This window comes from Herbaspirillum sp. C7C8 (assembly GCF_022627875.1).
In the GTDB taxonomy this organism is placed as follows: domain Bacteria; phylum Pseudomonadota; class Gammaproteobacteria; order Burkholderiales; family Burkholderiaceae_D; genus Herbaspirillum.
On the sequence record NZ_JABXGG010000012.1, the window covers coordinates 131,603 to 157,879 of the forward strand.

Here is a 26,277-nt window from a genome sequence, read left to right on the forward strand (position 1 = left end):
TTACTAATTAGTAGATTTTATTTTTCTTTGGTAGTAATCTTAGCACCTAAATCAAGGATGAATAGCAAATAAGCGGCGCGACAGGCCAAAAAGGGCGGCCACAAGGCGCCGCCCCGGTCACCAAAGCGGCACGGGCCAGCAGGGCGGGGAAGGTTTCCCACGGACTGGCAACGGCGGAACTTCAATAACAAAGACATAGGCGGGCAAGTTTTCATGACTCCAGACGTAGCAGCCAACGCGCCGGGCACAGGACAGCGCATCGCCGTCATCGGCGCCGGCATTTCCGGCCTGGCCAGCGCCTACCTGCTGGCGCGCAAGCATCAGGTGGTGCTGTACGAGGCCGCGCCCACGCTGGGCGGTCACGCCAATACGGTGGAGATCGCCCCGGAGGGTGTGCCTTTCCCGGTCGATACCGGCTTCCTGGTCTTCAATGACTGGACCTATCCCAACCTGATTGCGCTGTTTGAGGAGCTCAAGGTCGAGACCTACGACACCGACATGTCCTTCGGCGTGTCGATGGATGAAGGGCGCTTCGAATGGGCCGGCACCAACCTCGATACCGTCTTCGCCCAGCGCCAGCGCCTGTTGCAGCCGTCTTTCCTGGGCATGCTGCGTGACATCCTGCGCTTCAATCGTGCGGCCCATACCAACCTGGCCGCCTGCGAAGGCCGACCGGTGAGCCTGCGCCAACTGCTCAAGGAGGGCGGTTATGGTGCCCTGTTCGGTGATGCCTATCTGATTCCGATGGCCGCGGCGATCTGGTCCAGTTCGCCTGCGGACATCCTGGATTTTCCGGCGGCGACCTTTTTGCGCTTCTGCATCAATCACGGCCTGCTGCAGGTCAACAACCGTCCGCGCTGGCGTACCGTGCGTGGCGGCTCGCGCGAGTACGTGCGGCGCATCGCCGCCACCCTGGACGATGTGCGCCTGGGCAGTCGTCTGGCCAGCGTCACCCGCAACGAGCGGGGTGTGCTGGTGCGCAGTGGCGGTGCCGAACCCCGCGAAGAACAGTTCGATGCCGTGGTCTTCGCCACCCACGCGCCCCAGACCCTGGCCCTGCTGCAGGATGCCACCATCGAGGAGCACCAGGTGCTCGCGGCCGTGCGCTACCAGGCCAATACCGCCTGGCTGCACAGCGACGTCTCGCTCATGCCGCGCCTGGACAAGGTCTGGTCGGCCTGGAACTACCTCGGTTCGCGTCACGGCGATGGCAGCCGTGCGGTGTGCGTGAGCTACTGGTTGAATCGCCTGCAGGACCTGCCCTGCAAGACCGACATCGTGCTCACGCTGAACCCGCCGCAGCCACCGCATCCGGCCACCGTGATGGGCCGTTTCGATTACGAGCATCCGGTCTTCGACCAGCCCGCCATCGATGCCCAGCGCCGCCTGCCCGAGATCCAGGGCAAGCATCGCGCCTGGTTTGCCGGCGCCTGGACGGGTTACGGCTTCCATGAAGACGGCCTCAAATCGGCCCTGCGCGTGATCAAGGATTTCGGCGTAACGCCGGATTGGGCGTCCCCATGACTATTTCGCTGACCTCGCGCACTGACGCGCCCGCGCTGTTGCTGAGCGGACAGGTGATGCACCAGCGCCTGCGCCCGGTGCCGCACAAGTTTGTCTATCCGGTGTTCTGCGTGCGTCTCGATCTGGCGCGCCTCAACGAGACCGGCAATGCCTGGTTCGGCGTAAATCGCCGCCGTCCGATGTGCGTGCGTACGCGCGACTATGGTCCCCGTGATGGCAGCGATCTGTCGCACTGGGTACGCGCGCATCTACAACAAGCAGGCTTGCCGCACGATGGGACGATCTGGTTGCAGACCTTTCCGCGCCTGTTCGGCTTCGTTTTCAATCCGGTCAGCTTTTTCCTGTGCCACGACCGTGAGGGCCATCTGCGCGCCGTGCTGGCCGAGGTCAACAACACCTTCGGCGAGACCCAGCACTACCTGCTCTCGGCACCCGAACAGGGTGTCATCGATGAACACACGCGCTTGGTCTGCAACAAGCTGATGCACGTCTCGCCGTTCTGCGAAGTGCGCGGCTTCTATCGCTTCCGCTTCCGCGATCAATTGCGACATCCGGATGCCGGCGGAGATACCGCCTTCGTTGGCATCGATTATTACGACCACGGCCAACCTGCGGAGACTACACGCGGCCTGCAACCCCTGATGCGTACCTCCATCGGTGGCCGTTTGCACCCCCTGACTGCGGCCACAGCCTTCGGTGCGCTGTGTGCACAGCCACTGCTTACCCTGGGCGTGGTCGCCCGTATCCACTGGCAGGCCTTGCTGTTGTGGCGCAAGCGCGTGCCCTGGTTCAGCAAGCCTGAGCGCGCCGCCGCCGCAGGACCTTCTTCTGGAAAGGAAACCCTATCGTGAACCGCAGCCCCGCATTGCAGACTACCGGCCGTCGTGCCGGACCGATTTCGGCTCGCCTGTTCCTGGCGATGCTCGAGCGTCTCAACCACGGCCACCTGGAACTGATCACGCCCCACGGCACCACGCTGACCTTCGGCGATCTGCGCCAGCCACCCAGCGCGCAACTGCGCATCCTCGACTGGCGCGCCTGCGGTGCCATCCTGCGTGCCGGCGACATCGGCTTTGGTGAAGCCTACGGCAACGGCTGGGTGGATACCCCCGACCTGGCCGCACTGCTGCGCCTGGCCATGCGCAACCGCGCGGCGCTTTCCAGCGCCGTCGAGGGCGGACGCCTGGCCTCGCTGTGGTACCGTCTGCGCCACCTGCTGCGCTCCAATACACGCAGCGGCAGCCGTCGCAACATCCATGCGCACTACGACCTGGGCAATGATTTCTATCGTCTGTGGCTGGACCCGACGATGACCTATTCCTCCGCCATCTTCAGTGCGCCCGGCCAGAGCCTGGTGTCAGCCCAGGCCGCCAAGTACCAGCGCATCGTCGACCAGCTCGGGCTGCGCGCGGGGGACCGCGTCCTGGAAATCGGCTGCGGCTGGGGCGGTTTTGCCGAACACGCAGCGCGCCTGGGCATCCGCGTGCATGGCGTGACGATCTCGCCCTCGCAACTGGCCTTCGCTCAGGAACGCATGCGCCATCAGCAACTGGAGCATCTGGCGCATCTCGAACTGTGCGACTACCGCGATCTGGACGGCCAATACGATGCCATCGTCTCCATCGAGATGTTCGAGGCAGTCGGCGAGCGCTTCTGGCAGACCTATTTCGATACCGTCTCGGCGCGCCTGAAACCCGGCGGTCGTGCGCTGATCCAGTCGATCACCATCGATGAGGCCGTCTTCGAGCGCTATCGCGACAGTGCCGACTTCATCCGCGAATTCATCTTCCCGGGCGGCATGCTGCCCAGTCATGAGCGTTTCTCGCGCTGCGCCCAGCGTGCCGGCCTGGCCACGCGTGACCGTTTCCATTTTGGCCGTGACTATGCCGAGACCCTGCGTCGCTGGAACGATGCCTTCCAGTCCGAGCGCGAGACCATCGCCGCGCAAGGTTTCGATGAGCGCTTCCGCCGCCTGTGGCAGCTGTATTACGTGTTCTGCGAAGTCGGCTTCGATGAAGGCCAGACCGATGTGGTGCAATTCCTCTTGCAAAAGGAGTGAGTCATGGATGCCAAGCTGATGCGCCCGGACCTGCCCGCGCGCCTGTGGACCTGGTTGGGACTGGCGCTGCTGGCAGTGCTGCTGGGTGGTTGCGCCTCGCAACAATTGTCGGACTATGCAGGCAAGACACCGGTGTTCGATCCGGCGGTCTTCTTCAAGGGCCGCACGGAAGCCTGGGGCATGTTCCAGAAGCGCAGCGGCGAAGTGGCGCGGCGTTTTCACGTGGTCGTGACCGGCACCGTGGAGGGCAATACGCTCACGCTGGACGAGCGTTTCCGTTATGACGATGGCCAGACCCAGACCCGCATCTGGACCCTGGTACGCCAGCCCGACAACAGCTGGCGTGGACGTGCCGGTGACGTCATCGGCGAGGCCATCGGCCATACGGCCGGCAATGCGCTGCACTGGAATTACACGCTGCTGCTGCCGGTCGATGACAAGCAATACGAAGTCCAGATGGATGACTGGATGTACCAGATGGACGAGCGCACCCTCATCAACCGCACCAGCATGAGCAAGTTCGGTGTGGAAGTGGGCCAGGTCACGCTGTTCTTCCGCAAGGAGGGCGTATGAACACCCAGTCCAAGCCCTTGACCAAGGAGGCTGTCGGCGCCGCCGGCGAGCGCGCCCCGATCTCGCGCCCGGCCGTGTTGTTTGGTCCGATGAATCAACCGGTCAGTGACTTGCGCGGCCTGCGCATCTGGCTGGTCGGCGCCTCCAGCGGTATCGGCGCCGAGCTGGCCCGCCAGGCGTTGCAGGCCGGTGCCCGGGTGGCACTCTCGGCGCGCCGGGCCGATGTGCTGCAAGAGGTGGCGGCGGCCCACAAGAATGCCTTCATCGCGCCGCTGGATGTGCTCTGCCATGATGCCTGGCGCGACCAGCATGCGCGCATCGTGGAAGCCTTCGGCGGTGTCGATCTGCTGGTCTTTTGTGCGGCCAAGTATCGTCCCGAGCGCAGTTGGGAAGTCCAGGAAGACGAGGCCGAACACACCCTGCGCACCAACGTCGCCAGCGTCTATTCGGCATTGGGTGCGGCCTTGCCCGACATGCTGGCGCGCGGCAGCGGCGGCATTGCGCTGGTGGCCAGCGTGGCCGGTTATGTGGGGCTGCCGGGGGCGACCGTATATGGTCCGGGCAAGGCCGCACTGATCAATCTGGCGGAAATTCTTTATAGCGATTTGCGGCCCAAGGGATTGAACGTGTACCTGATCAATCCGGGTTTCGTGAAAACCGACCTGACCGACAAGAACGACTTTCCCATGCCGGCCATCCAGACGCCGCAGCAGGCGGCCACCGCCATCTGGCGCGGGATCTCCGAAGGCCGCTTCGAGATCCACTTCCCGCGGCGCTTCACGGCCTGGCTGAAGATCCTTCGGCTGCTGCCGTTCCGGCTGCGCTTCGTCCTGTTCCAGCGTTTTCTGTTGAGCTGACCATGCAGCACCTGGACCGTTTGCTGGACTGGTATGGCGCGCTGGATCGCGGCAGCCTGGACAGGATTGGCGAATTCTATGCGCCCGAGGCCCTGTTCAAGGACCCCTTCAATGACATCAAGGGCCTGCGCTCCATCCGTGCCATCTTTGCCCACATGTTCGAGACCACGGAAGAGCCACGCTTCGTGATCCTGGAGCGCATGGGGCAGGGCGCACAGGGCTTTGCCACCTGGCGTTTCGAGTTCCGGCTCAAGGGCCGGTTCTACACGGTGCTGGGAGCGACGCATTTGCGCTTCGATACAGCGGGGTTGGTCATCGAGCACCGCGATTACTGGGATGCGGCTGAAGAGCTGTGGCAGAAATTGCCGCTCATCGGCGGGCCGGTGAAGTGGTTGCGCGGCAAGTTCAGCGCTACTAATTGATCAATCGGTCGTACTGGGACTCCAGAACGCCTGTTTCACGGCCGGCAAGGCCAGCAGCCGCTCGACCAGCGCATCGAGCTCATCGCCATCCACGGAAGTGGCCGCCAGGGTGGCTTCGATTTCCACCTCATCATCGGTAAAGGGGCGTACATCCAGGTCGTGCGTAGGATGGCGGCTTTGCTCCAGCATGTCGGTCACGGCGGTCAGCACACGTTTCTGGTGTGCGCTCTCCACGATCAGGTGGAGGGTGTTGGTCACTTCCACCGAGGGCACGTCCAGCGGCTTGCGGTTGATGGTATTGACCACCGGGCGCAGCAGGGTATTGGCGGCCAGCACGAAGAGGGTCGCCAGGATCGCTTCCAGGATCAGGTCCGCGCCCGCTGCCGCACCGACCGCCGCCGAGCCCCACAAGGTGGCGGCGGTGTTGATGCCGCGCACATTGCCTTCCTCGCGCATGATCACGCCCGCGCCCAGAAAACCGACGCCCGAGACCACATAGGCCACCACATGGACCGCGCCGTCATGCCCGGCCAGGCGGTTGGCCATGTCCACGAAGACCGCCGCCCCCAGCGCCACCAGCACATTGGTGCGCAGGCCGGCAGTACGCTGCCGGTACTGGCGTTCCAGGCCGATCAGGCCACCCAGCACGAAGGCGGCGGTGAGGCTGATGAAGGTATCGAGCAGGGAATCGAGATTGATGTTGGCCAGGATTTGCATGGGACTTCCGGTACGTTCAGGGGGACGGCGCGCGGTGTGCGCTGCGCCATGGTGCGCGATGATGCCCCTTCAATGCAACAGGGGCATGACAAATCGGGCGCAGACGGAGCCCGGAGGGCCGTTTTGCTGCCGTGCATCGTATTTCATTCTCTTTGTTCAAAAATGCAAAAAAGTATCAGTCCCTCTTCGCTGGTGATGTAGAAGCCCCAGCCAGACGGGCACTAAGATGCAGTACATGGCGAAAACTGACAATAGCGATTTGTCAGATTCCACAAAGAAAATGCTCTCGATTGAGAGGAGACATGATGCAGCCCGACCTGGAACTGGTCCATATCCGCAAGGGGGAATCCTTTGCGGCATGGATGCACGGCTACCCCTTCCGTACCGTGCGCTGGCACTACCATCCGGAATACGAGATCCACCTGGTGGTGGCGACCTCGGGCCGTTTCTATGTTGGTGACCACATCGGCGATTTCGCGCCCGGCCAGCTGGTGATGACCGGTCCCAATCTGCCGCAGAACTGGATTTCCAATATCGGCCGCGATGAAGTGGTGCCGGTGCGCTCGCTGGTGATCCAGTTCCCCGAGCAACTGGTAGACCAGTGCGCGGCCAGTATCCCCGAGATGGACGCCATCATGCCGCTGCTGGAGCGCAGCCATCGCGGCCTGCTCTTCGATGCCGCCACCAGCGATATGGTGCGCCCGCTGATGCAGCGACTGATCGACCAGCGCGGCCTGAAACGGCTGGCGTTGTTCTGGGAAATCCTCGACGTGCTGGCCAATTCGCCCGAACCCGAAGTGCTGGCCAGTCTCTCCTACAAGCTCGATCTCTCCGGCGTGAACAGCAGCGGTCTCAATCGCGCCATCGCCTATCTGCGCGAGCACCTCACCGATGACATCGGCGAACAGGACCTGGCCGACATGGTGGGGCAGAACCTGAGTACCTTCTCGCGCGCCTTCAAGCGGCACACCGGGACCACGCTGGTACGCTACAAGAACCAGCTGCGCGTGGACCTGGCCTGCCTGGCCCTGCTCAACAATCCGGAGGCGCGCATCACCGACATCTGCTACGAGACCGGGTTTTCCAATCTCTCCAATTTCAACCGGCACTTCCAGAAGATCAAGGGCATGTCGCCTTCGGAGTTCCGCAATACCTTTGCCAGCAATGGCCTCTTTGCCGCCACCGGATAGCGTCGGCGGAATCTGCGAAATCATTTAGATCATTTCCCTGATCCGGGGAAGCCGCATTCAGGAAAGCCCCGCTTTCCGGAACAGGACAGGTGTCGCCTGTCACTTCGTAACGAGCATGCCGGGCAATCCCGTCATCAAGCACACGACCAACAACAATGGAGACTGCAATGAAGAAAGCACTGACCGCACTGGCCCTGTCCACCGCCACGCTGGTGGCCTTCACCGCACCGGCAGGCGCGCAGGAACTGTCCAGGCTCAAGATCGGCATGAGCTTCCAGGAGATGAACAACCCCTATTTCGTCTCGATGAAGAAGGCGCTCGATGAGGCCGCCAAGTCCTTCGGCGCCAAGGTCATCGTCACCGATGCTGCCCACAACGTGGCCAAGCAGATCGCCGATATCGAAGACATGTTGCAACAGAACATCGACATCCTGCTCATCAACCCGACCGACTCCGCTGGCGTGGAAGCGGCAGTGAAAGCGGCCAAGGCGCGCAACGTGATCGTTGTGGCGGTGGACGCCAATGCCTCCGGCCCGGTGGACATGTTCGTCGGTTCCAAGAACAAGGATGCCGGGTATCAGTCCTGTCGCGCACTGGCCGATGCCATCGGCGGCAAGGGCGAGGTGGCCATCCTCGACGGCATCCCCGTGGTGCCCATCCTGCAGCGCGTGGAAGGTTGCAAGCAGGCCCTGGCCGAGTACAAGGACATCAAGCTGGTGGCCACCCAGAACGGCCGTCAGGACCGCTCGGTGGCGCTGGGCGTGGTGGAGAACATGATCCAGGCGCGCCCCAACCTCAAGGGCATCTTCTCCGTCAATGACGGCGGTGCCATGGGCGCACTGGCGGCCATCCAGGGCAGCGGCAAGGATATCAAGCTCACTTCGGTGGATGGTGCGCCGGAAGCGGTCAAGGCCATTGCCGATGGCGGCCCCTTCATCGAGACCACCGCGCAGTTCCCGCGTGACCAGGTGCGCGTGGGCCTGGCCATGGCCCTGGCCAAGAAATGGGGCGCGCGCGTGGTGCCCAAGGAAGTGCCCATCGACGTCATGCCGGTGACCAAGAAGAACGCGGCCGGCTTCAACTGGTAAGCCGTCGGTGCGGCAGCCATGCGTTGCCGCACCTTCCTTTCCCTCGATGGAGGCAGCCATGCTCCAACTGACTGGTATCAAGAAGAACTTTGGCCCCGTGACAGTGCTGCGCGGTGTCGATCTGGAGGTGCGCGCCGGTGAAGTCCACGCGCTGCTGGGCGAGAACGGCGCGGGCAAGTCCACGCTGATGAAGATCCTCTGCGGCATCGTCGCGCCGGACGGCGGCGAGATCCGCATCGATGGTGAACCGCGCCGCTTCGCCCGCTATCACGAAGCCATCGCAGCGGGCGTCGGTGTGGTGTTTCAGGAGTTTTCACTGATCCCCTATCTGGATGCGGTGGACAACATGTTCCTCGCCCGCGAACTACGCGGTAGGTTCGGCCTGCTGCAACGCGCGGCCATGAAGCGTCGTGCGGCGCAGATCATCGCGCAACTGGGCGTGGAGATTGCTTTGGATGTGCCCGTGTGCAGGCTCTCGGTGGCGCAGCAACAGTTTGTCGAGATCGCCAAGGCACTGGCACTCGACGCCCGCATCCTGGTGCTGGATGAACCGACCGCAACCCTCACCCCCGGTGAGGTCGCGCACCTCTTCAAGGTCATGCGCGGCTTGCGCGAACAGGGGGTGGCGATCATTTTCATCTCGCATCATCTGGAAGAAATCTTCGAGATCTGCGACCGCATCACCGTGCTGCGCGATGGTGCATACATCGGCACCTGCGCCGTGAGCGAAGTGGATCAGGCGCAGCTGGTAGAGATGATGGTCGGACGGCGCATCGAGAACTGTTTTCCGCCCAAGCCTGCGGCCGCGCCCGAAGACGATGTGGTGCTGGAGGTCCAGGCACTGCAGTTGAAACGCCATGGCCCGGTGTCGCGCTTCCAGTTGCGACGCGGCGAGATCCTGGGCTTTGCCGGTCTGGTCGGGTCCGGACGCACCGAGACCGTGCTGGCCATGCTGGGCGCGCATCCGGCGGTGCAGTGCCAGCTCTCCATGCGCGGTGTGCCGCTGCGCTTTGCCGATCCGGCGCAAGCGCTGCAGGCCGGCATCGGTTTGCTGCCGGAGAGTCGCAAGGAGCAGGGACTCATCACCAGCTTCCCCATCCTGCACAACATCTCGCTGAACAACTACGGCAAGTATCGGTGTGGTGGCCTCTTCCTCGACCGTCGACGTGAAGCCGACGCCACGCGCACGGCCATGCAGCGTGTGCGGGTGAAGGCACCGGATGCGCATGCGCGGGTCGATACCCTGTCCGGCGGCAACCAGCAGAAGGTGGTGATCGCGCGCTGGATCAATCACCACATGCAGGTGCTGATCTTCGATGAACCGACGCGCGGCATCGATGTGGGTGCCAAGGCCGAGATTTACCAGCTCATGCGCGAATTCACCGCGCAAGGCTATTCCATCATCATGATTTCTTCCGAGTTGCCGGAGGTGGTCGGCATGGCAGACCGGGTCTGCGTCTTCAAGGGCGGCGGCATCGTGGCCACCGTCGAAGGCGATGCCGTGACCGCCGAGGAAATCATGACCCATGCAACCAGCGGGAGACTTCACCATGCAGCATGACGCAAACGCTCTCGGCGCCGCCCCCGTGCACGCCGCTTCCCGGGCGCGCTGGCGCGCCCTGATCCATTCACCACTGGCGCTGCCGCTGGCCGGGCTGGTGGTGGTGTCGCTACTCATGGGGCTGGCCTCGGACAGTTTCTTTACCGTCTCCAACTGGCTCAACGTGCTGCGCCAGGTGTCCATTGTCGGCATCCTCGCCGTGGGCATGACTTTCGTCATCCTCACGGGCGGCATCGATCTGTCGGTCGGTGCGGCCATGGCATTGGCCGGTACCTTGTCGGCCGGGCTGATCGTCAACAGCGGCCTGCCCGCACCGGTGGCACTGCTGGCCGGGGTAGCGCTGGCGGTGGCTATCGGCCTGCTCAACGGCGCACTGGTGGCCTGGGGCCGCATGCCGGCCATCATCGTCACGCTGGCCACCATGGGCGTGGCACGCGGGGTCGGGCTGATCTACTCGGGCGGCTATCCGATCTCGGGGCTGCCGGGCTGGATCTCGTGGTTCGGCGTGGGGCGCATCGGCATGATCCCGGTGCCGGTGATCCTGATGCTGGTGGTCTATGCCCTGGCGTGGGTGCTGTTGCAGCGCACGCCCTTTGGTCGCCATGTATATGCCATCGGCGGCAATGAGATGGCAGCGCGTTTGTCAGGCGTGAAGACTACGCGCATCAAGCTGGCGGTGTATGCGATTTCCGGTTTCACCTCGGGGCTGGCGGCCATCATCCTCACGGGCCGCCTGATGTCAGGCCAGCCCAATGCGGGCGTGGGTTTCGAACTGGATGCGATTGCCGCCGTGGTGCTGGGCGGCACGGCCATCGCCGGTGGGCGCGGGCTGGTGGTGGGCACGCTCATCGGTGCGGTGCTGCTGGGCATCCTCAACAATGGCCTGAACCTGATGGGCATCAATCCCTACCTGCAGGACATCATTCGCGGCGTGATCATCCTGCTGGCGATCTATATCGCCAGGGAATGGCGTTGAGCAATTCCATTCCTTTTATTCATACTTGATTTCATTCACAAGGAGACAGAACATGACACTATCCCTGGCCGGCAAGATCGCCGTCATCACGGGCGCCGCCTCCGGCATTGGCCTTGCCACCACCGAAAAACTGCTGGCCAATGGCGTGACCGTGGTCATGGTGGACTGGAATGCCAAGGCCCTGGAAGCACTGGCCGCACGCCTCGGTCCCAAGGCCATCCCGCAGGTGACCAATCTGCTGGATGCCGACAGCTGCGCGGCGATGGTGCCGGAGATCCTCAAGAAGGTCGATCACATCGACATCCTCTACTGCAATGCCGGTACCTATATCGGCGGCGAGCTGGTGGACACCACGCCCGAGGCCATCGACAAGATGCTCAACCTCAACGTCAATGCCGTGATGAAGAACGTGCATGCGGTGGCGCCGCACATGATGGAGCGCAAGAGCGGCGACATCATCGTCACCTGCTCGGTGGCCGGGCATTTCCCGACTTACTGGGAGCCGGTTTATGCGGGCTCCAAATGGGCCATCACCTGTTTCGTGCAGACCATGCGGCGCCAGATGATCCCGCATGGCATACGGGTGGGACAGGTTTCTCCGGGACCGGTGATCTCGGCCCTGCTGGCCGACTGGCCCGAAGAGAACCTGCGCAAGGCGAAGGAATCCGGCAGCCTGATCGAGCCTTCCGAAGTGGCCGATGCGGTGGAGTACATGCTGACCCGCAATCGCAACGTGACCATCCGCGATATGCTCGTGCTGCCCACCAATTTCGACCGCGTGTGAGTGCAATGCACGCGGCAGGGTGGTCCCTTCAGGCAACCAGCGAGGAAAGATGGAGACCTATCTGATCGGCATCGATGTCGGCACCGGTTCGGCCCGGGCCGGCGTATTTGATCGTAGCGGCACGTTGTGTGGCAGCGCCCGACATGACATCGATCTTTTCCGCGACGAGCGCCGTGCGCGCGTCGAACAATCCAGCGCCCAGATATGGGACGCGGTATGTCATGCGGTGCGCGCCGCGGTCGCTACGGCCGGCATCGATCCGGCCAGCGTTACCGGCATCGGTGTGGATGCCACCTGTTCGCTGGTAGTGCAAGGCGCACCGGCGGGCGTGGGCGATGCGGACCATCCCGAGCGCGATGTCATCGTGTGGATGGATCATCGCGCGCTGGAGCAGGCACAGCGCATCAATGCTGGCGGGTATGCGGTGCTGTCCTATGTGGGCGGCGTGATTTCGCCGGAGATGGAAACACCCAAGCTGCTGTGGCTGAAGGAACACCTGCCGGCGGTATATCACGGGGCGGCGCATTTCTTCGACCTCACCGATTTCCTGACATGGAAGGCGACCGGATCCTTGCAGCGCTCATCCTGCACCGTCACCTGCAAGTGGACTTATCTGGCCCATGAAGGGCGCTGGGATGCCGACTACTTCCGTCGCATCGGCCTGGGTGATCTGGCCGACCAGGGGTTTGCACGCATCGGCCAGGAAGTGGTGTGGCCCGGTACGGCATTGCGCGGCGGCTTGTCCGGGCAGGCTGCGCAGGCACTGCAGTTGCGACCCGGTATTGCGGTGGCTGCCGGACTCATCGATGCGCACGCCGGTGGTGTGGGCACGGTGGCCGCGCGCGGCGGTGCGGGGGATGCGGCAGCCTGCATGGCCTATGTGTTCGGAACCTCGTCCTGCACCATGACCAGCAATGCCGAGGCCGTCTTCGTGCCCGGCGTGTGGGGCCCGTATTACAACGCCATGGCACCCGGCATGTGGCTGAACGAAGGTGGACAGTCCGCGGCGGGTGCGGCCATTGATCACCTGTTGCGGCTGCATCCGGCCACGCCGCAAGCGCGCCAGCAAGCCGCCGCCGAGGGCATGGAGTTGCCGCAGTGGCTGGCCGCGCGGGCGCTTGCCGCTGTTGCACAACCGGCGCAGGCGGTCTGGCTGGCCGGGCAGATCAACGTGGTGCCGGAATTCCTCGGCAACCGTTCACCGCTGGCTGATCCGCAGGCGCGCGCGCTGTTGCTGGGGCTGGGCATGGAACACGACATCGACAGCCTGGTGGCGTTCTACGTGGCCGGTTTGTGCAGCCTGGGCTACGGCTTGCGCCAGATCATCGAGGCGCAGGCGGCGTGTGGGGTGCGCATTGCCAGCATCGCGGTCTCGGGCGGCGCCGGTACGCATGCGCTCACCCGCCAGTTGCTGGCCGATGCCACCGGTCTGCCGGTGGAAATCACCGCCTGCCCGGAGCCGGTGCTGCTGGGATCGGCCATGCTGGCCGCTGTCGCTGCCGGTACCCATGCCGACCTGAAGACGGCCATGGCCGCCATGTCCAGCGTGGCCGGACGCAACGCCCCGGTGGGGGAGGCCATCGGCCAACTGCACCAGGCGCGTTATCAGGCCTTTCTCAACAGCCAGCAACTGGCGCGCGAGGTGCGCGACAGCCTGGCCCCGCTGCTGGCGGCGCAGTCCGCCACCGCGCATTGAACAAGGAAACCCGGATGGAATTTTCAGGAACATCGGTCATCATCACCGGCGCCGGCAAGGGTATAGGCCGCGCCTGCGCGCGGCTGATGGCACAACGAGGGGCCGAGGTGATCGCCCTGTCGCGCACCGCCAGCGATCTGGCCAGCCTGCGCGAGGAAATCGGCGCTCGTTCGATCCAGGTCGACCTGGCCGATCCTGCCGCCGCCCGGCGCGCCATGGCGCAGGCCGGCACGGCGGATTTTCTCATCAACAGTGCCGGCATCAACGTGCTGCAATCCAGTACCGAGATGAGCGATGAAGCCTACGAGGCCGTTCTGGGGGTGAATCTGCGCGCCGCCCTCATCACCTGTCAGGCCTTCGCGCGGGCGCGCATGGCCGCCGGGGGAGGCGGCGCCATCGTCAACATCAGCTCGATTGCAGGTCATCGCGGCTTTGCCGAGCATCTTTGCTATGCCGCCTCCAAAGCCGGTCTGGAAGGCGCGACGCGGGTCCTGGCCAAGGAACTGGGGGCCTATGGCATCCGCGTCAATGCGGTGGCTCCGACCATCACCCTGACCGAACTGGCCGAGGCGGCCTGGAGCGATCCGGCCAAGTCGGCACCGATGATGGTGCGCCATCCGCTACAGCGCTTCGCCAGCGCCGAGGACGTGGCGCGCAGCATCGCCATGTTGCTCTCGGCGGATGCCGCCATGCTCACGGGTGCAGTGGTGCCGGTCGATGGCGGCTTCCTGGCGGCGTAGGCCCTGCAGACGCAACAAGGGCGGCCCGAAGACCGCCCTTGCAAGGGGCTGGTAGCCGTCCGGAGTCGGCTCAACGGCCGATCTGATGGCCGATGATGCCGCCCACGGCCGCACCGCCGGCAGTACCGATGCCGCTGCCACCGGTCAGGATGGCGCCGCCCACGGCGCCTACGGTGGCGCCGATGGCAGTGTTCTTGTCGCGGGTGCTCATGTTGCTGCAGCCGGTCATGGCGGTCAGCGCGATGGCAGTGATGGAAATGGCAGCGATCTTGTGCAGTGTTTTCATGATTTTTTTCCTGATCGAAAGTTGGGCTGGTTCCCGAAGTTTTTTGAATGAGGGCCCGGCTCGCGCAGGCTGCCTCAGAGAGGCAGGCGAAGGCGAGCGGACAAGGCAATAGACCAGCTTGTTCTCGAAAAGATTCGAGTTGCAACACGTTCTCTTACAGTTGTTACATACTTTGGCCTGCGTCCTACCATCCCTTGGGAAGAGGGGTAGCAGGCGTGTATTTTTCATAATAACCAGACCAGAGAGACCTCATGACCCTGACCTCAAGCCTGCGCCGGGCGGCCCGCCTGTTGCTCACCTCTTCCGTGCTCCTGCTGGGAGCCGCTCCCGTGCATGCCGCCGAACCGCTCAAACCGGTCGAAGGCAGCTGGGTGGCACCGCGCTTCCAGTTCCATACCGGCCAGACGCTGGAGGACCTGCGGCTGCACTACATCACGCTGGGGGAACGCAGCAACCCGGCGGTGTTGGTGCTGCATGGTACCTACCAGAGCGCTGGTGCGATGCTGTCCAAGGACTTCGGCGGCCAGCTGTTTGGTCCCGGCCAGCCGCTGGACGCCGGCAAGTATTTCATCATCATTCCGGACGGCATCGGCGTGGGCAAGTCCAGCAAGCCTTCCGACGGACTGCGCGCGGCCTTCCCGCAATACAACTATGACGACATGGTGCTGGCGCAATACCGCATGCTGACCGAGGGCATGGGCATTACGCACCTGCGCCTGATCATCGGCAATTCCATGGGCGGCATGCAGACCTGGCTGTGGGGCGCTACCCATCCGGGCTTTGCCGACGCTCTGGTGCCGATGGCGTCCCAGCCCACCGAGATGGCCAGCCGCAACTGGATGATGCGGCGCATGCTGGTGGAATCCATCAAGCAGGACCCGGCCTGGAACAATGGCAACTACACCACCCAGCCGCCCTCGCTGCGCCTGGCCAACAACATGTTCATCATTGCCACCAATGGCGGCACGCTGGCCTACCAGGCCAGCGCCGGCACACATGCCCAGGCCGACAAGCTGGTCGATCAGCGTCTGGCCGCGCCGGTGACGGCGGACGCCAATGACTTCATCTACCAGTGGGGTTCCTCGGCCGATTACAACGCCGCGCCGGGCCTGTCGAAGATCAAGGTGCCGGTGCTGGCCATCAATTCCGCCGACGATGAACGCAACCCGCCCGAGACCGGCCTCATGCAGGCCGCATTGAAGGAAGTGCCGAGTGCGCAATTGCTGCTCATCCCCGCCAGTACCGAGACACGCGGCCACGGTACCACCGGCATGGCGCGCTTCTATGCGCGCGAACTGGGGCAGTTCATCCAGGGCTTGCCCACCCGCTGACGCGCAGCCCTGCCACGTCGGGGGGACGGATCTTCACCAGCGGTCTGCCCCCCGGCTTGCGGGCGAGCCTGCATCGCCTATCCGGCGGTATAGAGTTCATATCCGCTCTTGCCCCGGTGCTTGACGTGATACATGGCGGCATCGGCCTGCTCCAGGAGTCGCGACAGGTCTTGCCCGTGGCTGGGATAAAGGCTGATGCCGATGCTGGCCCCCAGCACGAATTGCTGCTGCCCGACCTCGATGGGGGCGGCCAGCTTGGCCAGCAGCTTCTTGGCGATTTCCGGGGCCTGGTCCTGGCGTTCCAGTTGGGTGGCGATCACGGTGAATTCATCGCCGCCCAGGCGCGCGCAGATGTCGGTGCTGCGCACGGCTTCCTTCAAGCGCTGCGCCACGCACATGAGCACCTTGTCGCCGACCGCATGACCGGCCTGGTCATTGACGGGTTTGAAGTTGTCCAGGTCGATGTAATACACCGCCACCAGGTGATGCGGTCGGGTGGCCAGCAGCAGCGCCTGGTCGAACAGGTTGTTCATGAAATGCTTGTTGTAGAGGCCAGTGAGTGGATCCTTGAAGGCCATCTTGAGTGCCTTTTCCTCGGCCTGGATCAGGCGCCGGTGGAACAGTGCCAGGATGGCCGTGAGCAGGCTCATGTACAGCAGCGCCACCAACGCCGTGCCCAGCAGAAAGCCATAGCGCAGCCAGGGGGCATAGAGCGATCCGACCAGTCCGCCGCAGGCCCAGTGCAGCATCAGGGCGATGGCGGCGGTGGCCATGCAGCGGCGCATGAGCGGCGGACAGTCGAGGTCGTCGCGCAGGATCATCCAGCACAGGCTGCCCAGCGCAAACACGTTGAAGAGGGCATAGCTGGTGCTCTTGATGAGCGGCAGGGCCAGCTGGTTGTCTGACCACAGCATCCACAGTTCGGCGATGATGGCCGCCAGGCTGACCAGCCGTACCAGCCGGGTGCGATGCCCAAGATCGAAGAAGCGCACGAAGCCGATCACCAGCAACACTTTTTCCAGGATCAGGAAGCTCCCGTACACCGGACTGGCCAGGGCGCGCTCGCCCAGTGGCGCCAGGTAGAGCACTGCCAGTCGTCCCACCAGGGCACAGCCGATGGCGGCAGCGAACCAGTTGGCACCGGGAGGAGTGCGCGGGATGCGCGCGGCCAGCAGGAACAGCGCAATGAAGACGCAATACACTCCAGCCCCGAAGGCGTGCACGATCTGATAATGCATAGCGTCCCCTTGCGCTTTGCCATCCGCCTGTCCTCAGGGCCTGAACAGGCCCTCCCCGCGAAAGATCATAACCAAGCGACATGGGCGCGTACAGGAGGAAATGAAGGCTTCTTCACACATCCCGTCAGGCAACATTTCCCGTTCGCAAGCGCGGGCCGCCAACGCCCGTGCCAGCGATTCTTCAAGCGAGCTGGGCGCTACCGGGCGGATGAGCGACGTTGCTGGTGAAGGCGAGACTGAACGAAGCTTCCGGATTCTCGTTGAGGGCTCGTTTTTTTCTTCACATTTTTCTTCACATTATTCCTCTCTGTGCAATAAAGAAGTGCCGACGGCACGGATTCTCTTCATCCGCGCTTGGCTCCACACTGGCGTCACGGTCAAGGAACACTCCATGACCGACCCAATCCACCAGGAGCCCTCCCATGAAGATCCATCATTTCCCCTTGTCCGGTCATGCTCATCGCGCCGTCCTGTTCGCTTCGCTGCTGGGCCTGGAGGCCGAGCTGATTCACGTGGACCTGGCCGGTGGCGCCCACAAGCAGCCGGCCTTCCTCGCCTTGAATCCCTTTGGTCAGGTGCCGGTGCTGGAAGATGGGGATGCCGTCATCGCCGACTCCAACGCCATCCTGGTCTACCTGGCCAAGAAGGCCGGCCGCACCGACTGGCTGCCCGAGGATGCCCAGGGCGCCGCCGCCGTGCAGCGCTGGCTGTCGGTGGCCGCCGGTGAGCTGGCCTATGGTCCGGCCGCCGCACGCCTCATTACCGTCTTCGGTGCCCGTTTCAATCCGGAAGAAGTGATCCAGCGCGCGCACCTGCTGCTGGGCCGCATGGAGCAGCACCTGGCCACGCGCCAATGGCTGGCCGCCGATCACCCGACCATCGCCGATGTGGCCGTCTACAGCTACCTGGCCGGGGCGCCCGAGGGCAACGTCGACCTCAGCGCCTATCCGGCCGTGCTGGGCTTGCTGGAGCGCATCGAGGCCCTGCCGGGCTTCGTGCCTTTCCCCCGCACCGCCGCTGGTCTGCGGGCTGCCCAGGCCTGATTGTCCGGGCGCATTTCCAGGCCGCCGTCACGGCGATTGCTGGCACTGTCTTTTCGAGAGGTCCGTCATGAGCACTTTCCCCAAGCTACCGACCTGGCACGCCGGTGAGAAGCAACTGCAAGCGCAACTCGGCGTGGCCGACAAGATGGAGTCCGTGGGGCAGCGCGTGGTGCGCGACTTCATGCCCGAGCAGCACCGTGATTTCTACGGCCAGCTGCCCTTCATCGTGCTGGGCAGTGTCGATGCGTCGGGCGACGCGTGGGCCACCTTCCTCGAAGGCCATCCCGGCTTCCTGGTCTCGCCTGCGCCGACCCGGCTGGACATGCACGCCCGTCCTGCCTCCGGCGACCCGGCCGCCGCCGGCATGGCTGCAGGCGCGCCGGTCGGCCTGCTGAGCATCGAGATGCACACGCGGCGCCGCAATCGCATGAATGGCGTGCTCGCACCGCTGGCCGACGGATGGCGCGTGCAGGTGGACCAGAGCTTCGGCAATTGCCCGCGCTACATCCAGCTGCGCGACTATTCCTTTGCCCGTGAGCCCGCCGAGGCGCATACCGGGCAGGTCGAGATGCTGTCCACGCTGGACGCAGCGGCCCGTGCCCTGATCGCCGGCGCCGATGCCTTCTTCGTGGCCACCTATGCCGACCTGGAAGGGCGGCGCCAGGTGGATGTCTCGCATCGGGGCGGCAAGCCGGGGTTTGTCCGGGTCGATGAGGAGGGCATGCTGACCGTGCCGGACTTCAACGGCAACCTGTTCTTTTCGACCCTGGGCAACATCGTGCTCAATGGCCATGCGGGTTTGCTCTTTGTGGACTATGCCTCAGGCGATGTCTTGCAGATGACCGGGCAGGCTGAGGTGATCCTCGACTCCCCCGAGATCGCCGCCTTCGAGGGTGCCGAGCGCCTGTGGACCTTCCGCCCGCAGCGCATCGTGCGCCGCCGTGCGGCACTGGCCTTGCGCTGGGCGTTCCAGGAACACGCCTTTTCGCCCTATGCGCTCATGACGGGCGACTGGCAGCAAGCCGCCGAGCGCCTGCGCGCCCAGGCCCTCTCGGGCCAGTGGCGCAGCCTGAAGGTGGCGCGCATCGTGCAGGAAAGCGAGACCATCCGCTCCTTCCACCTGGTGGCCGACGATGGCGCCGGGTTGCTGCCGGCGCTGCCGGGCCAGCACCTGCCGATCCGGGTGCAGACCGAGGCCGGGGCCGCGCCGTTGATCCGCACCTACACCTTGTCTTCGGCACCGCACGAGGGGCATTACCGCATCAGCGTCAAGCGCGAGGGCGTGGTATCGCAATACCTGCATGCGCAGTCGCGCGAGGGCGACCGCATCGAGGCGCGCGCCCCGGCGGGGGATTTCACGCTCGATACCGCCACCGACAGGCCGATGGTGCTGCTGGCCGCGGGCGTGGGCATTACGCCGATGATGGCCATGCTGCGCCACCTGGTCCAGGAAGGATTGCGCCGCCAGCGCATGCGCCCGGCCATCTTGTTTTACGCCGCACGCACAATGGGCGAGCGCGCCTTCGACGCCGAGCTGGCCGAGCTGGTGGCGGCCTCGCGTGGCGCGGTCAGGCTGGTACGCGTGCTCAGCGATACCACCGGCGCCCGCGAGGGCGACGCGTTCGACGCCGCTGGCCGTATCGACATGAACCTGCTCTCGCGCAGCCTGCCGTTTGGCGATTACGAGTTTTACCTGTGCGGTCCGGGCGGCTTCATGCAGGGGCTCTACGATGGCTTGCGCGGATTCGGCATCGGCGATGAGCGCATCCATGCCGAAGCCTTTGGTCCGGCCTCGCTCACCCGCACCGGCAACACCGTCGAGGCGGCGGTGCCGCTGGCACCGGTGGCGGACACGGCCGTCCCGGTGATCTTCATGGAAAGCCTCAAGGAAGCCCGCTGGACACCTGACTCTGGCAGCTTGCTGGAGCTGGCCGAAGCACGCGGCCTGTCGCCCGAGTTCAGTTGCCGCGAAGGCCACTGCGGTACTTGCCGCACCCGTTTGCTGGCCGGCGAGGTGACTTACCTCAAGCCGCCGCAGGCCAGCGTGGGCGAAGGCGAGGTGCTGCTGTGCTGTGCGCGTCCGGCCAAGCCATCTGGCACGGATGCGCAGCGCCTGGAGCTGGCGCTGTGAGGGCGATATGAAGGCTTTGGAAAGTCCCGCTCCGGATGCCGCTGAAGAGGGCATAATGCGACCTTCTCCGACAGGCAGGCAAGGAAGGCACATGGACCGATGGCTGGCAATGCGAATCTTCGTGCAAGTGGCCGAGACCGCCAGTTTCGCCAGGGCGGCGCGGCAGATGCAGTTGAGTGCGCCGGTGGTCACCCGCACCGTGGCGGGACTGGAAGAACTGGTCGGCGCACGGCTGCTGGTGCGTACCACGCGCTCGGTCAAGACCACCGAAGCCGGGGCTCGCTATCTGGAAGACTGCCGCCGCATCCTGGCCGAAATCGCCGAAGCCGAAGCGGCCGCCGCCGGCCATTACGACCAGCCCTCGGGCACGCTGTCGGTGACGGCGGCCTTGTTGTTCGGGCAGCTGCATGTGCTGCCCATCGTCACGGAATACCTCGATCTCTATCCGGGCATGCGGGCGCGGACTTTCTTCGTGGATCGTCCGGTCAACATCGTGGAAGAGGGCATGGATGTGGCGGTGCGTATCGGCCATCTGCCCGATTCCGGATTCACGGCCATCCAGGTCGGTTCGGTCAGCCGCGTGATCTGTGCCTCACCCGACTATCTGCGCCAGCATGGCACGCCGACCTCGCCCGCTGATCTGAAGCAACATCGCATCGTCACGTCCACCAGCGCCTGGGCTTCGCCGGAATGGCGCTTTGCCGATGGCCAGCGTGTGGTGATCGACGCGGCCCTGCAGACCAATACCAATGAAGCCGCCATCAGCACCGCCCGCCAGGGCTGGGGGTTGACGCGCGTGCTGGCCTATCAGGTGGCAGCCGACCTCCAGGCCGGGCGCTTGCAGCGGGTCATGAGCGAGTTCGAAGAGCCGCCCCTGCCGATCCACGTGCTCTATCCGGAAGGGCGGCGTTCCCCGGCCAAGGTGCGTGCCTTCATCGATCTGGCGGTGAGCCGCCTGCGCGCGCATCCTGCGTTCCACTGAGCGCTGCGGGATTCATCCGTAATACGCTGGTACCCGCACTGAAATACGCAGGGGGCGGTTCAGTTGGCGCGTCCATGCCGCGTAGGTCTGGTCGGCGACCAGGCGCAGGGCGGCGATGCGCTCCGGCAATTGATCGAGGATCTGTTCCCGGCTTTGTGCCGCCGGGCCGTGTGCACAGAGCAGTTCGTCGCGTCCGGTCGCACACCAGTTGCGCACGCTCTCTTCGGTCACTTCGAGATGGCCCTGGAAACCCCATTGCTTGCCGCGCATGAATCCCTTGTTGAGGCAGTGGCTGCCATACATGGTGCGCACGGCGCCGACGGGAATTTCGAAGGTGTCGTAATGCCAGTTGAAGATGCTCACCTGACGTGCCAGTCCCATACGTTGCTGTGCCGGGGGCGTGACCCAGACCGGGCTCCAGCCGATGTTAGCGCAGAGGTTGCGGCTGACCCGTGCGCCCATGGCGCGGGCCGTCAGCTGGGCACCGAAACAGTGGCCCAGCACCGGCACGTCGCGGGCCAGAGCATCTTGCAGGAGGGCGTGTTCGGCATGAATCCAGGGCAGGTCTTCATTGACGCTACGGTCGCTGCCCAGCGTGACGATGCCGGAAAACTGGCTGGCATCGCGCGGGGCATCGCCCTCGGCGGCGGGATGGAACAGGCAATAGGGCAGGGCGTGTTGTTCCAGATGATCGAGCAGGACACCAGGGCCCTGCGTGCTTTCATGCTGGAGGATGGCGATCGGTCTCATGAACGGGGGACGGGCTTCGGCCGGTCCGTAGTGGAGGAGACGTCAATGTAGGATGGGGTACGTAAACGGCGGGTTGTATTTTTGAGTGGGGATGTAAACATCCCGTAAAGCCACAGACGCGAACGAGGGTGCGGCGCCGGCCAGGGATCACTCATTGTGAACAGCGATGTTTCCACCAAAATGACTTGTAACGATAGTCATTTTTGCTGCATGATGTGAAAAGTCCTTAATCCAGGCCATCGTCGTTTCACGAAGAGGTGATCCATGCAAGGCAACCAGGTATCCAAGACGGAATTCAAGGCCAAAGCGCTGGAATATTTTCGCCAGGTCGAAGCATCCGGGGAAAGCGTAGTGGTGACCGACCACGGCAAGCCCACCGTGGAAGTCCGTCCGTTTCGGGACGCCGAGCGTGCGCCACTGACTATCCTGGCGGGCTCCGTATTGCGTTATGAAGACCCTACCGAGCCGCTCGATGTGGCGTGGGAGGCGGGCCAGTGATCGTTCTCGATACGCATGCTTTGGTCTGGTGGGTCAGTGGCGATGCCACCTTGAGCCGGAAAGCACGCAAGACGATTGAAAAGGAGATGGGGGACGGCGAGATCCTCATCTCGGCTATTTCCGCCTGGGAAATCGCCATGCTCGTGGAGCGCGAGAAACTGGTGCTGTCCATGGAGGTAGAGCGCTGGATGAATACCGTGTCGGAAATCGATGCAGTGCGTATCGTGCCGATGGATGTGGAAATTCTCGTGAAATCGGTGAACTTGCCAGGAGAATTTCACAAGGATCCGGCTGACCGGATGATCGTGGCAACGGCGCGAAAGTTTTCGGTCCCGCTTGTCACGAAGGATGACAAAATTCGCGCCTACCCGCATGTCAAGACCGTCTGGTAGAAGGGCCGCCAAGACGGCGGCCTTCGATGTGTGTTCTGTGCAGCGGGCCTTCTTAAATCTTGCGCATGTGCAGGGATTTCGCGACCAGAATGAGCGTCGCAGAAGAAGCCGCAACTATCCGCGCGCCGCCGCCCCGAGTTGCCTGGCCATGGTCTTGATGGCCAGATGATGAATGCTGCCGAGCATGCGCAACTGAGACGCCCGAAGATGTGCCGGAACGTCGCTGCGGGCGGCGAATTCTTCCTGCAATGCCAGCGAGGTCGCTTCGACCTGATTGATCATCCGCGAGACTTCGCGCCGGAAGCTGACGTTGCCCACGCCCAGTTGCCGCGCGAACGTCTGCAAGTGCGTCAGCGTGAGCTCGCTGTAATGGCGTGCTTCGGCCACAGGGAAAGACATCGGAATGTCTGGCCAGCATGCTTCACCCGGCCCTAGCAGTTCCGGCCGCGCCCATGCGCCGATACTGAGCAGATCGTAATGCGGTGCCAGTTCGTAGCCGTCGGTGCCGGCATACAGCGAGAGATTCTTCAAGTGTGCATCGCTGTTGCCGATCAGGATGTTGAAGAGCGTCCACCGAAACAATGCGGTACGAGCGGTCGCCGGAGTGCGGCATTTCTCCAGGATATCGAGCAGTGCCCTTATGCCGGAATGTGCGTATTTGGCTGCGGCCGAGAGCGACAGGACCTGGGCCGCATCCAGTGTATGCAGGCGGCGTACCCGGTCCGCCTCGATTTTGCGGTCGAAGCGCTCCACGATGTAGACGGGTGAAGGGACGTAGCGCAGCTCAACTTTCGGCACCGTCAAGCCCAGTCCTTGCGCCAGCCTCGCACAGAACCATTCGTTGACCGCGCTGCTTGGATAGTGGGCGCTCGGCACATCGGGCTTGAGGATATGGGTCGATGCCAGGCTGCCGGTCGGTTCGAAAAGTTGGCCCTCCTGCAGCACCACCGCGATCTTCTGCTGGGCACCGGCCAGTGACATTTTCTTCGGTGCAGTCGCCGAGAGTGGTTGTCGCGGCATGGCACGGATGCGCGTTTCCAACTCTTCGTGTGATAGCGGCACCAGTGTCGAGGGCGGCAATGTCGCACCTGGTGCCAGCAAGGTGATTGCGCCGGCAGATTCGGCACCGAAGTGTTCCAGCATGGACCAGGCGTCGACCGTCTGCGCGGCGTCCTTCCTCATGAAGGCTATCAATTCCAGCCGTGCGCCTTCTTCGGGCAGTAGATTGTCGAAGAACCATTGCACCGGACGCATCGTGCCTTCGTCCTGATGCAGCCCGGCTGTCAGCGGAATTCCGGGAGAGAGTTCGTGCCCGGTGTTGATCCAGTCCTGCGCATATCGGAAGGACCACACGCCCGTGTTCTCGAAAAGCTGGCCCACCCGCTTCTCATCAATGAAGACGTCGAGCTGCCGATTCATGGGCGTGCCCGCCTGCGCTTGCCATCCTGCGCTGAGGCAGCAATGGCGCGTTCATCGAGCGGAGGAGGCAGCGAGAGGTGCACTTCAATGCCCAGTTCTCGCATGGCTGAAAACAGCTTTTCTACGGCTACCGTCGCCTCGCCCTGCTCCTGCCGTCGCAACAAGGTTTGTGAGGTGTTCAATGTCTCAGCCAGATCGGCCAGAGGCACGTTGAGGCCTACCCGCACGGCGCGCAATACGCTGCCCAGTTCTTGCGGCGAGGTGACTTTCATGGTGCATCCTAAGCGTTTGATATCGCTCTATTATCGTAATTTTCATGCCGCAATCAAGTTAAAAGTGTGAAAACACTCTTTTATCTGCCAAACCGGTCGCATTATCATTAAAAAAGCAATATTGCTCTTTAATGCTGCGCAAGTTTTCCCGATTATGCGAGCACAGGCCAGATACAAAAGCGCCGCGCGGCTGCAGTCACAGCGGCGCGGCGGCTTGCAGCCGGTAATGCAAAACTACCGGCGCGGGTCAGTGGATGTGGTGAGCCATCTGGCCGCTCAGATTCCCCCCATGCACAAATACTTCACCACCAGATAATCATCAATCCCGAAGTGCGACCCTTCACGCCCCAATCCCGACTGCTTGACCCCGCCAAACGGCGCGACCTCATTGGAGATGAGCCCGGTATTGATCCCCACCATGCCCGACTCCAGTCCTTCGGCCACACGCCAGATGCGCCCGATGTCGCGTGAGTAGAAATAGCTGGCCAGCCCGAATTCGGTATCGTTGGCCAGGGCCACCGCTTCCTCATCGGTCTTGAAACGGAACAGCGGTGCCATCGGACCAAAGGTCTCTTCGCGGGCCACCTGCATGGCCGGCGTCACATCGGCCAGCACGGTGGGCTCGAAGAAACTGTGGCCCAGCGCATGGCGCTTGCCGCCCAGCAGCACGCGCGCGCCCTTGCCGACTGCATCAGCGATGTGCTGCTCCACCTTCTTGACGGCCTGCTCGTTGATCAGCGGACCTTGCGTCACACCGTTCTCCATGCCGTCGCCGACCTTCAGTTTCTTGACCGCTTCCACCAGCTTGGCAGCGAAGGCGTCATACACCCCATCCTGCACGTAAATCCGGTTGGCACAGACGCAGGTCTGACCGGCGTTGCGATACTTGGAGGCAATCGCCCCTTCCACGGCAGCATCCAGGTCGGCATCGTCAAAGACGATGAAGGGCGCATTGCCGCCCAGTTCCAGCGAGAGCTTCTTGATGCTCGATGCGCTTTGCTCCATCAGCAGCTTGCCCACGCCCGTGGAGCCGGTGAAACTGATCTTGCGCACGATGGGGTTGGAGGTCATCTCGCCACCGATCTCCTTGGGAGTGCCGGTGACCACGCTGAACACACCCGCCGGCACACCGGCACGTTCGGCCAGCACGGCCAGGGCCAACGCGGAGAAGGGCGTGGCTTCAGCGGGCTTCAAGACCATCGGACAACCCGCGGCCAGTGCCGGGCCGGCCTTGCGGGTAATCATTGCAGCGGGGAAATTCCACGGCGTGATCGCCGCGCAGACCCCGATGGCTTCCTTGATGACGACGATGCGATTGGACGGCGAAGGCGAGGGAATGGTATCGCCATAGGTGCGTTTGCCTTCTTCTGCAAACCACTCGATGAAGGAAGCGGCATAGCCGATCTCGCCCTTGGCCTCGGCCAGCGGCTTGCCTTGCTCGGCGGTCATGATCAGGGCCAGGTCGTCGGCATTGGCCATCATCAGTTCGTACCAGCGGCGCAGGATCGCGCTGCGCTCCTTGGCGGTCTTCTTCTTCCAGGCCGGCCAGGCGGCGTTGGCGGCTTCGATGGCGCGGCGGGTTTCGGACGCGCCCATCATGGGCACGCTGCCCAGCAGGGTGCCATTGGCCGGATTGTGGACCTCAAGCTTGGCACCCTGGTCGGCATCGCACCACTGGCCGTTCAGATAGGCCTGCTGACGCAGCAGGGAAGGATCGTTGAGTTGTTGCAGCATGTCGTTTCTCCGTC

The 26,277-nt window shown here is 63.6% G+C and carries 26 protein-coding genes; 19 read left to right on the forward strand and 7 right to left on the reverse strand.

Annotated elements, in window-relative coordinates; genetic code table 11:
- Positions 1-213: 213 nt before the first annotated feature.
- Genes HWE01_RS15315 through HWE01_RS15340 form a run of 6 tightly spaced genes read left to right on the forward strand, consistent with a single transcriptional unit; the run spans position 214 to position 5,435 of the window.
- Positions 214-1,524 carry an NAD(P)/FAD-dependent oxidoreductase gene (locus tag HWE01_RS15315; RefSeq protein ID WP_241822252.1) on the forward strand — a complete coding sequence of 437 codons (1,311 nt, stop codon included), beginning with the start codon at positions 214-216 and terminating at the stop codon, positions 1,522-1,524.
- The gene (locus HWE01_RS15320) at positions 1,521-2,375 is read left to right on the forward strand and encodes a DUF1365 domain-containing protein (RefSeq protein WP_241822253.1); all 855 of its coding nucleotides are present in this window, start codon (positions 1,521-1,523) and stop codon (positions 2,373-2,375) included. Before HWE01_RS15315 ends, HWE01_RS15320 begins: the two co-directional genes overlap by 4 nt.
- Positions 2,372-3,583 (forward strand): SAM-dependent methyltransferase, encoded by a 1,212-nt coding sequence (locus tag HWE01_RS15325; protein ID WP_008326158.1) that lies wholly within the window; start codon positions 2,372-2,374, stop codon positions 3,581-3,583. The genes HWE01_RS15320 and HWE01_RS15325 overlap by 4 nt, the downstream gene beginning before the upstream one ends.
- A gap of 3 nt (positions 3,584-3,586) precedes the next feature.
- Positions 3,587-4,156 carry a DUF3833 domain-containing protein gene (locus tag HWE01_RS15330; RefSeq protein ID WP_008326159.1) on the forward strand — a complete coding sequence of 190 codons (570 nt, stop codon included), beginning with the start codon at positions 3,587-3,589 and terminating at the stop codon, positions 4,154-4,156.
- Positions 4,153-5,013, forward strand: coding sequence for an SDR family NAD(P)-dependent oxidoreductase (locus tag HWE01_RS15335; protein ID WP_008326160.1), 861 nt, complete (start codon positions 4,153-4,155; stop codon positions 5,011-5,013). Before HWE01_RS15330 ends, HWE01_RS15335 begins: the two co-directional genes overlap by 4 nt.
- 2 nt (positions 5,014-5,015) lie before the next feature.
- Complete coding sequence (locus tag HWE01_RS15340) at positions 5,016-5,435, forward strand: nuclear transport factor 2 family protein (protein WP_241822254.1); 420 nt, start codon at positions 5,016-5,018, stop codon at positions 5,433-5,435.
- Here the strand turns inward: HWE01_RS15340 and HWE01_RS15345 are convergent, their stop codons facing one another.
- Complete coding sequence (locus tag HWE01_RS15345; RefSeq protein ID WP_241822255.1) at positions 5,436-6,152, reverse strand: MgtC/SapB family protein; 717 nt, start codon at positions 6,150-6,152, stop codon at positions 5,436-5,438.
- Positions 6,153-6,454: 302 nt separating this feature from the next.
- On the opposite strand from HWE01_RS15345, the gene HWE01_RS15350 reads away from it, so the two are divergent.
- The 7 genes from HWE01_RS15350 to HWE01_RS15380 all read left to right on the forward strand — a co-directional run bounded on the left by HWE01_RS15350 (position 6,455) and on the right by HWE01_RS15380 (position 14,187).
- A complete protein-coding gene (locus tag HWE01_RS15350) occupies positions 6,455-7,342 on the forward strand; it encodes an AraC family transcriptional regulator (protein ID WP_237713505.1) in 888 nt (295 codons plus the stop codon).
- A gap of 167 nt (positions 7,343-7,509) precedes the next feature.
- Positions 7,510-8,430, forward strand: a complete 921-nt coding sequence (locus HWE01_RS15355; protein ID WP_241822256.1) for an ABC transporter substrate-binding protein — start codon at positions 7,510-7,512, stop codon at positions 8,428-8,430.
- A 58-nt stretch (positions 8,431-8,488) separates the two neighbouring features.
- Positions 8,489-9,991, forward strand: a complete 1,503-nt coding sequence (locus HWE01_RS15360; RefSeq protein ID WP_241822257.1) for a sugar ABC transporter ATP-binding protein — start codon at positions 8,489-8,491, stop codon at positions 9,989-9,991.
- Positions 9,981-10,967 carry an ABC transporter permease gene (locus HWE01_RS15365; RefSeq protein WP_034349824.1) on the forward strand — a complete coding sequence of 329 codons (987 nt, stop codon included), beginning with the start codon at positions 9,981-9,983 and terminating at the stop codon, positions 10,965-10,967. The genes HWE01_RS15360 and HWE01_RS15365 overlap by 11 nt, the downstream gene beginning before the upstream one ends.
- A 52-nt stretch (positions 10,968-11,019) precedes the next feature.
- A complete protein-coding gene (locus HWE01_RS15370; protein WP_241822258.1) occupies positions 11,020-11,751 on the forward strand; it encodes an SDR family oxidoreductase in 732 nt (243 codons plus the stop codon).
- Positions 11,752-11,800: 49 nt separating this feature from the next.
- Positions 11,801-13,447: an FGGY-family carbohydrate kinase gene (locus tag HWE01_RS15375; RefSeq protein ID WP_241822259.1), complete on the forward strand. Its 1,647-nt coding sequence runs from the start codon at positions 11,801-11,803 to the stop codon at positions 13,445-13,447.
- 14 nt (positions 13,448-13,461) lie between these two features.
- The gene (locus HWE01_RS15380) at positions 13,462-14,187 is read left to right on the forward strand and encodes an SDR family oxidoreductase (protein ID WP_008326170.1); all 726 of its coding nucleotides are present in this window, start codon (positions 13,462-13,464) and stop codon (positions 14,185-14,187) included.
- A 70-nt stretch (positions 14,188-14,257) separates the two neighbouring features.
- On the opposite strand, the gene HWE01_RS15385 is transcribed toward HWE01_RS15380, so the two are convergent.
- On the reverse strand, positions 14,258-14,473 hold the full coding sequence (locus HWE01_RS15385) for a YMGG-like glycine zipper-containing protein (protein ID WP_008326171.1): 216 nt from the start codon (positions 14,471-14,473) through the stop codon (positions 14,258-14,260).
- A 251-nt stretch (positions 14,474-14,724) separates the two neighbouring features.
- Here HWE01_RS15385 and HWE01_RS15390 point away from each other — a divergent pair, with 251 nt between their 5' ends.
- The gene (locus tag HWE01_RS15390; RefSeq protein WP_241822260.1) at positions 14,725-15,804 is read left to right on the forward strand and encodes an alpha/beta fold hydrolase; all 1,080 of its coding nucleotides are present in this window, start codon (positions 14,725-14,727) and stop codon (positions 15,802-15,804) included.
- A 77-nt stretch (positions 15,805-15,881) separates the two neighbouring features.
- Here HWE01_RS15390 and HWE01_RS15395 read toward each other — a convergent pair whose 3' ends face one another.
- Positions 15,882-17,042: a GGDEF domain-containing protein gene (locus HWE01_RS15395; protein ID WP_241822261.1), complete on the reverse strand. Its 1,161-nt coding sequence runs from the start codon at positions 17,040-17,042 to the stop codon at positions 15,882-15,884.
- Between the two features lie 422 nt (positions 17,043-17,464).
- On the opposite strand from HWE01_RS15395, the gene HWE01_RS15400 reads away from it, so the two are divergent.
- From HWE01_RS15400 to HWE01_RS15410, 3 genes are all read left to right on the forward strand, one after another.
- Positions 17,465-18,085 (forward strand): glutathione S-transferase family protein, encoded by a 621-nt coding sequence (locus HWE01_RS15400; protein WP_241822262.1) that lies wholly within the window; start codon positions 17,465-17,467, stop codon positions 18,083-18,085.
- Between the two features lie 67 nt (positions 18,086-18,152).
- Positions 18,153-20,216, forward strand: coding sequence for a 2Fe-2S iron-sulfur cluster-binding protein (locus tag HWE01_RS15405; protein ID WP_241822263.1), 2,064 nt, complete (start codon positions 18,153-18,155; stop codon positions 20,214-20,216).
- 91 nt (positions 20,217-20,307) lie between these two features.
- Entirely contained in the window at positions 20,308-21,198 is an 891-nt protein-coding gene (locus HWE01_RS15410) for a LysR family transcriptional regulator (RefSeq protein WP_008326177.1), read from the forward strand.
- Between the two features lie 12 nt (positions 21,199-21,210).
- Here HWE01_RS15410 and HWE01_RS15415 read toward each other — a convergent pair whose 3' ends face one another.
- Positions 21,211-21,948, reverse strand: a complete 738-nt coding sequence (locus HWE01_RS15415) for a type 1 glutamine amidotransferase (RefSeq protein WP_241822264.1) — start codon at positions 21,946-21,948, stop codon at positions 21,211-21,213.
- A gap of 264 nt (positions 21,949-22,212) precedes the next feature.
- On the opposite strand from HWE01_RS15415, the gene HWE01_RS15420 reads away from it, so the two are divergent.
- Together HWE01_RS15420 and HWE01_RS15425 are read left to right on the forward strand one after the other, a co-directional pair.
- The gene (locus HWE01_RS15420) at positions 22,213-22,446 is read left to right on the forward strand and encodes a type II toxin-antitoxin system Phd/YefM family antitoxin (RefSeq protein WP_008326179.1); all 234 of its coding nucleotides are present in this window, start codon (positions 22,213-22,215) and stop codon (positions 22,444-22,446) included.
- A complete protein-coding gene (locus tag HWE01_RS15425) occupies positions 22,443-22,838 on the forward strand; it encodes a type II toxin-antitoxin system VapC family toxin (RefSeq protein WP_008326180.1) in 396 nt (131 codons plus the stop codon). The genes HWE01_RS15420 and HWE01_RS15425 overlap by 4 nt, the downstream gene beginning before the upstream one ends.
- Positions 22,839-22,952: 114 nt before the next feature.
- On the opposite strand, the gene HWE01_RS15430 is transcribed toward HWE01_RS15425, so the two are convergent.
- The 3 genes from HWE01_RS15430 to gabD form a co-directional block, all read right to left on the reverse strand.
- Positions 22,953-24,257: a HipA domain-containing protein gene (locus tag HWE01_RS15430; protein ID WP_241822265.1), complete on the reverse strand. Its 1,305-nt coding sequence runs from the start codon at positions 24,255-24,257 to the stop codon at positions 22,953-22,955.
- Positions 24,254-24,529: a helix-turn-helix domain-containing protein gene (locus HWE01_RS15435; RefSeq protein WP_241822266.1), complete on the reverse strand. Its 276-nt coding sequence runs from the start codon at positions 24,527-24,529 to the stop codon at positions 24,254-24,256. Before HWE01_RS15435 ends, HWE01_RS15430 begins: the two co-directional genes overlap by 4 nt.
- Before the next feature lie 276 nt (positions 24,530-24,805).
- Positions 24,806-26,263 (reverse strand): NADP-dependent succinate-semialdehyde dehydrogenase, encoded by a 1,458-nt coding sequence (gene gabD / locus HWE01_RS15440; protein WP_241822267.1) that lies wholly within the window; start codon positions 26,261-26,263, stop codon positions 24,806-24,808.
- Positions 26,264-26,277 lie beyond the last annotated feature (14 nt).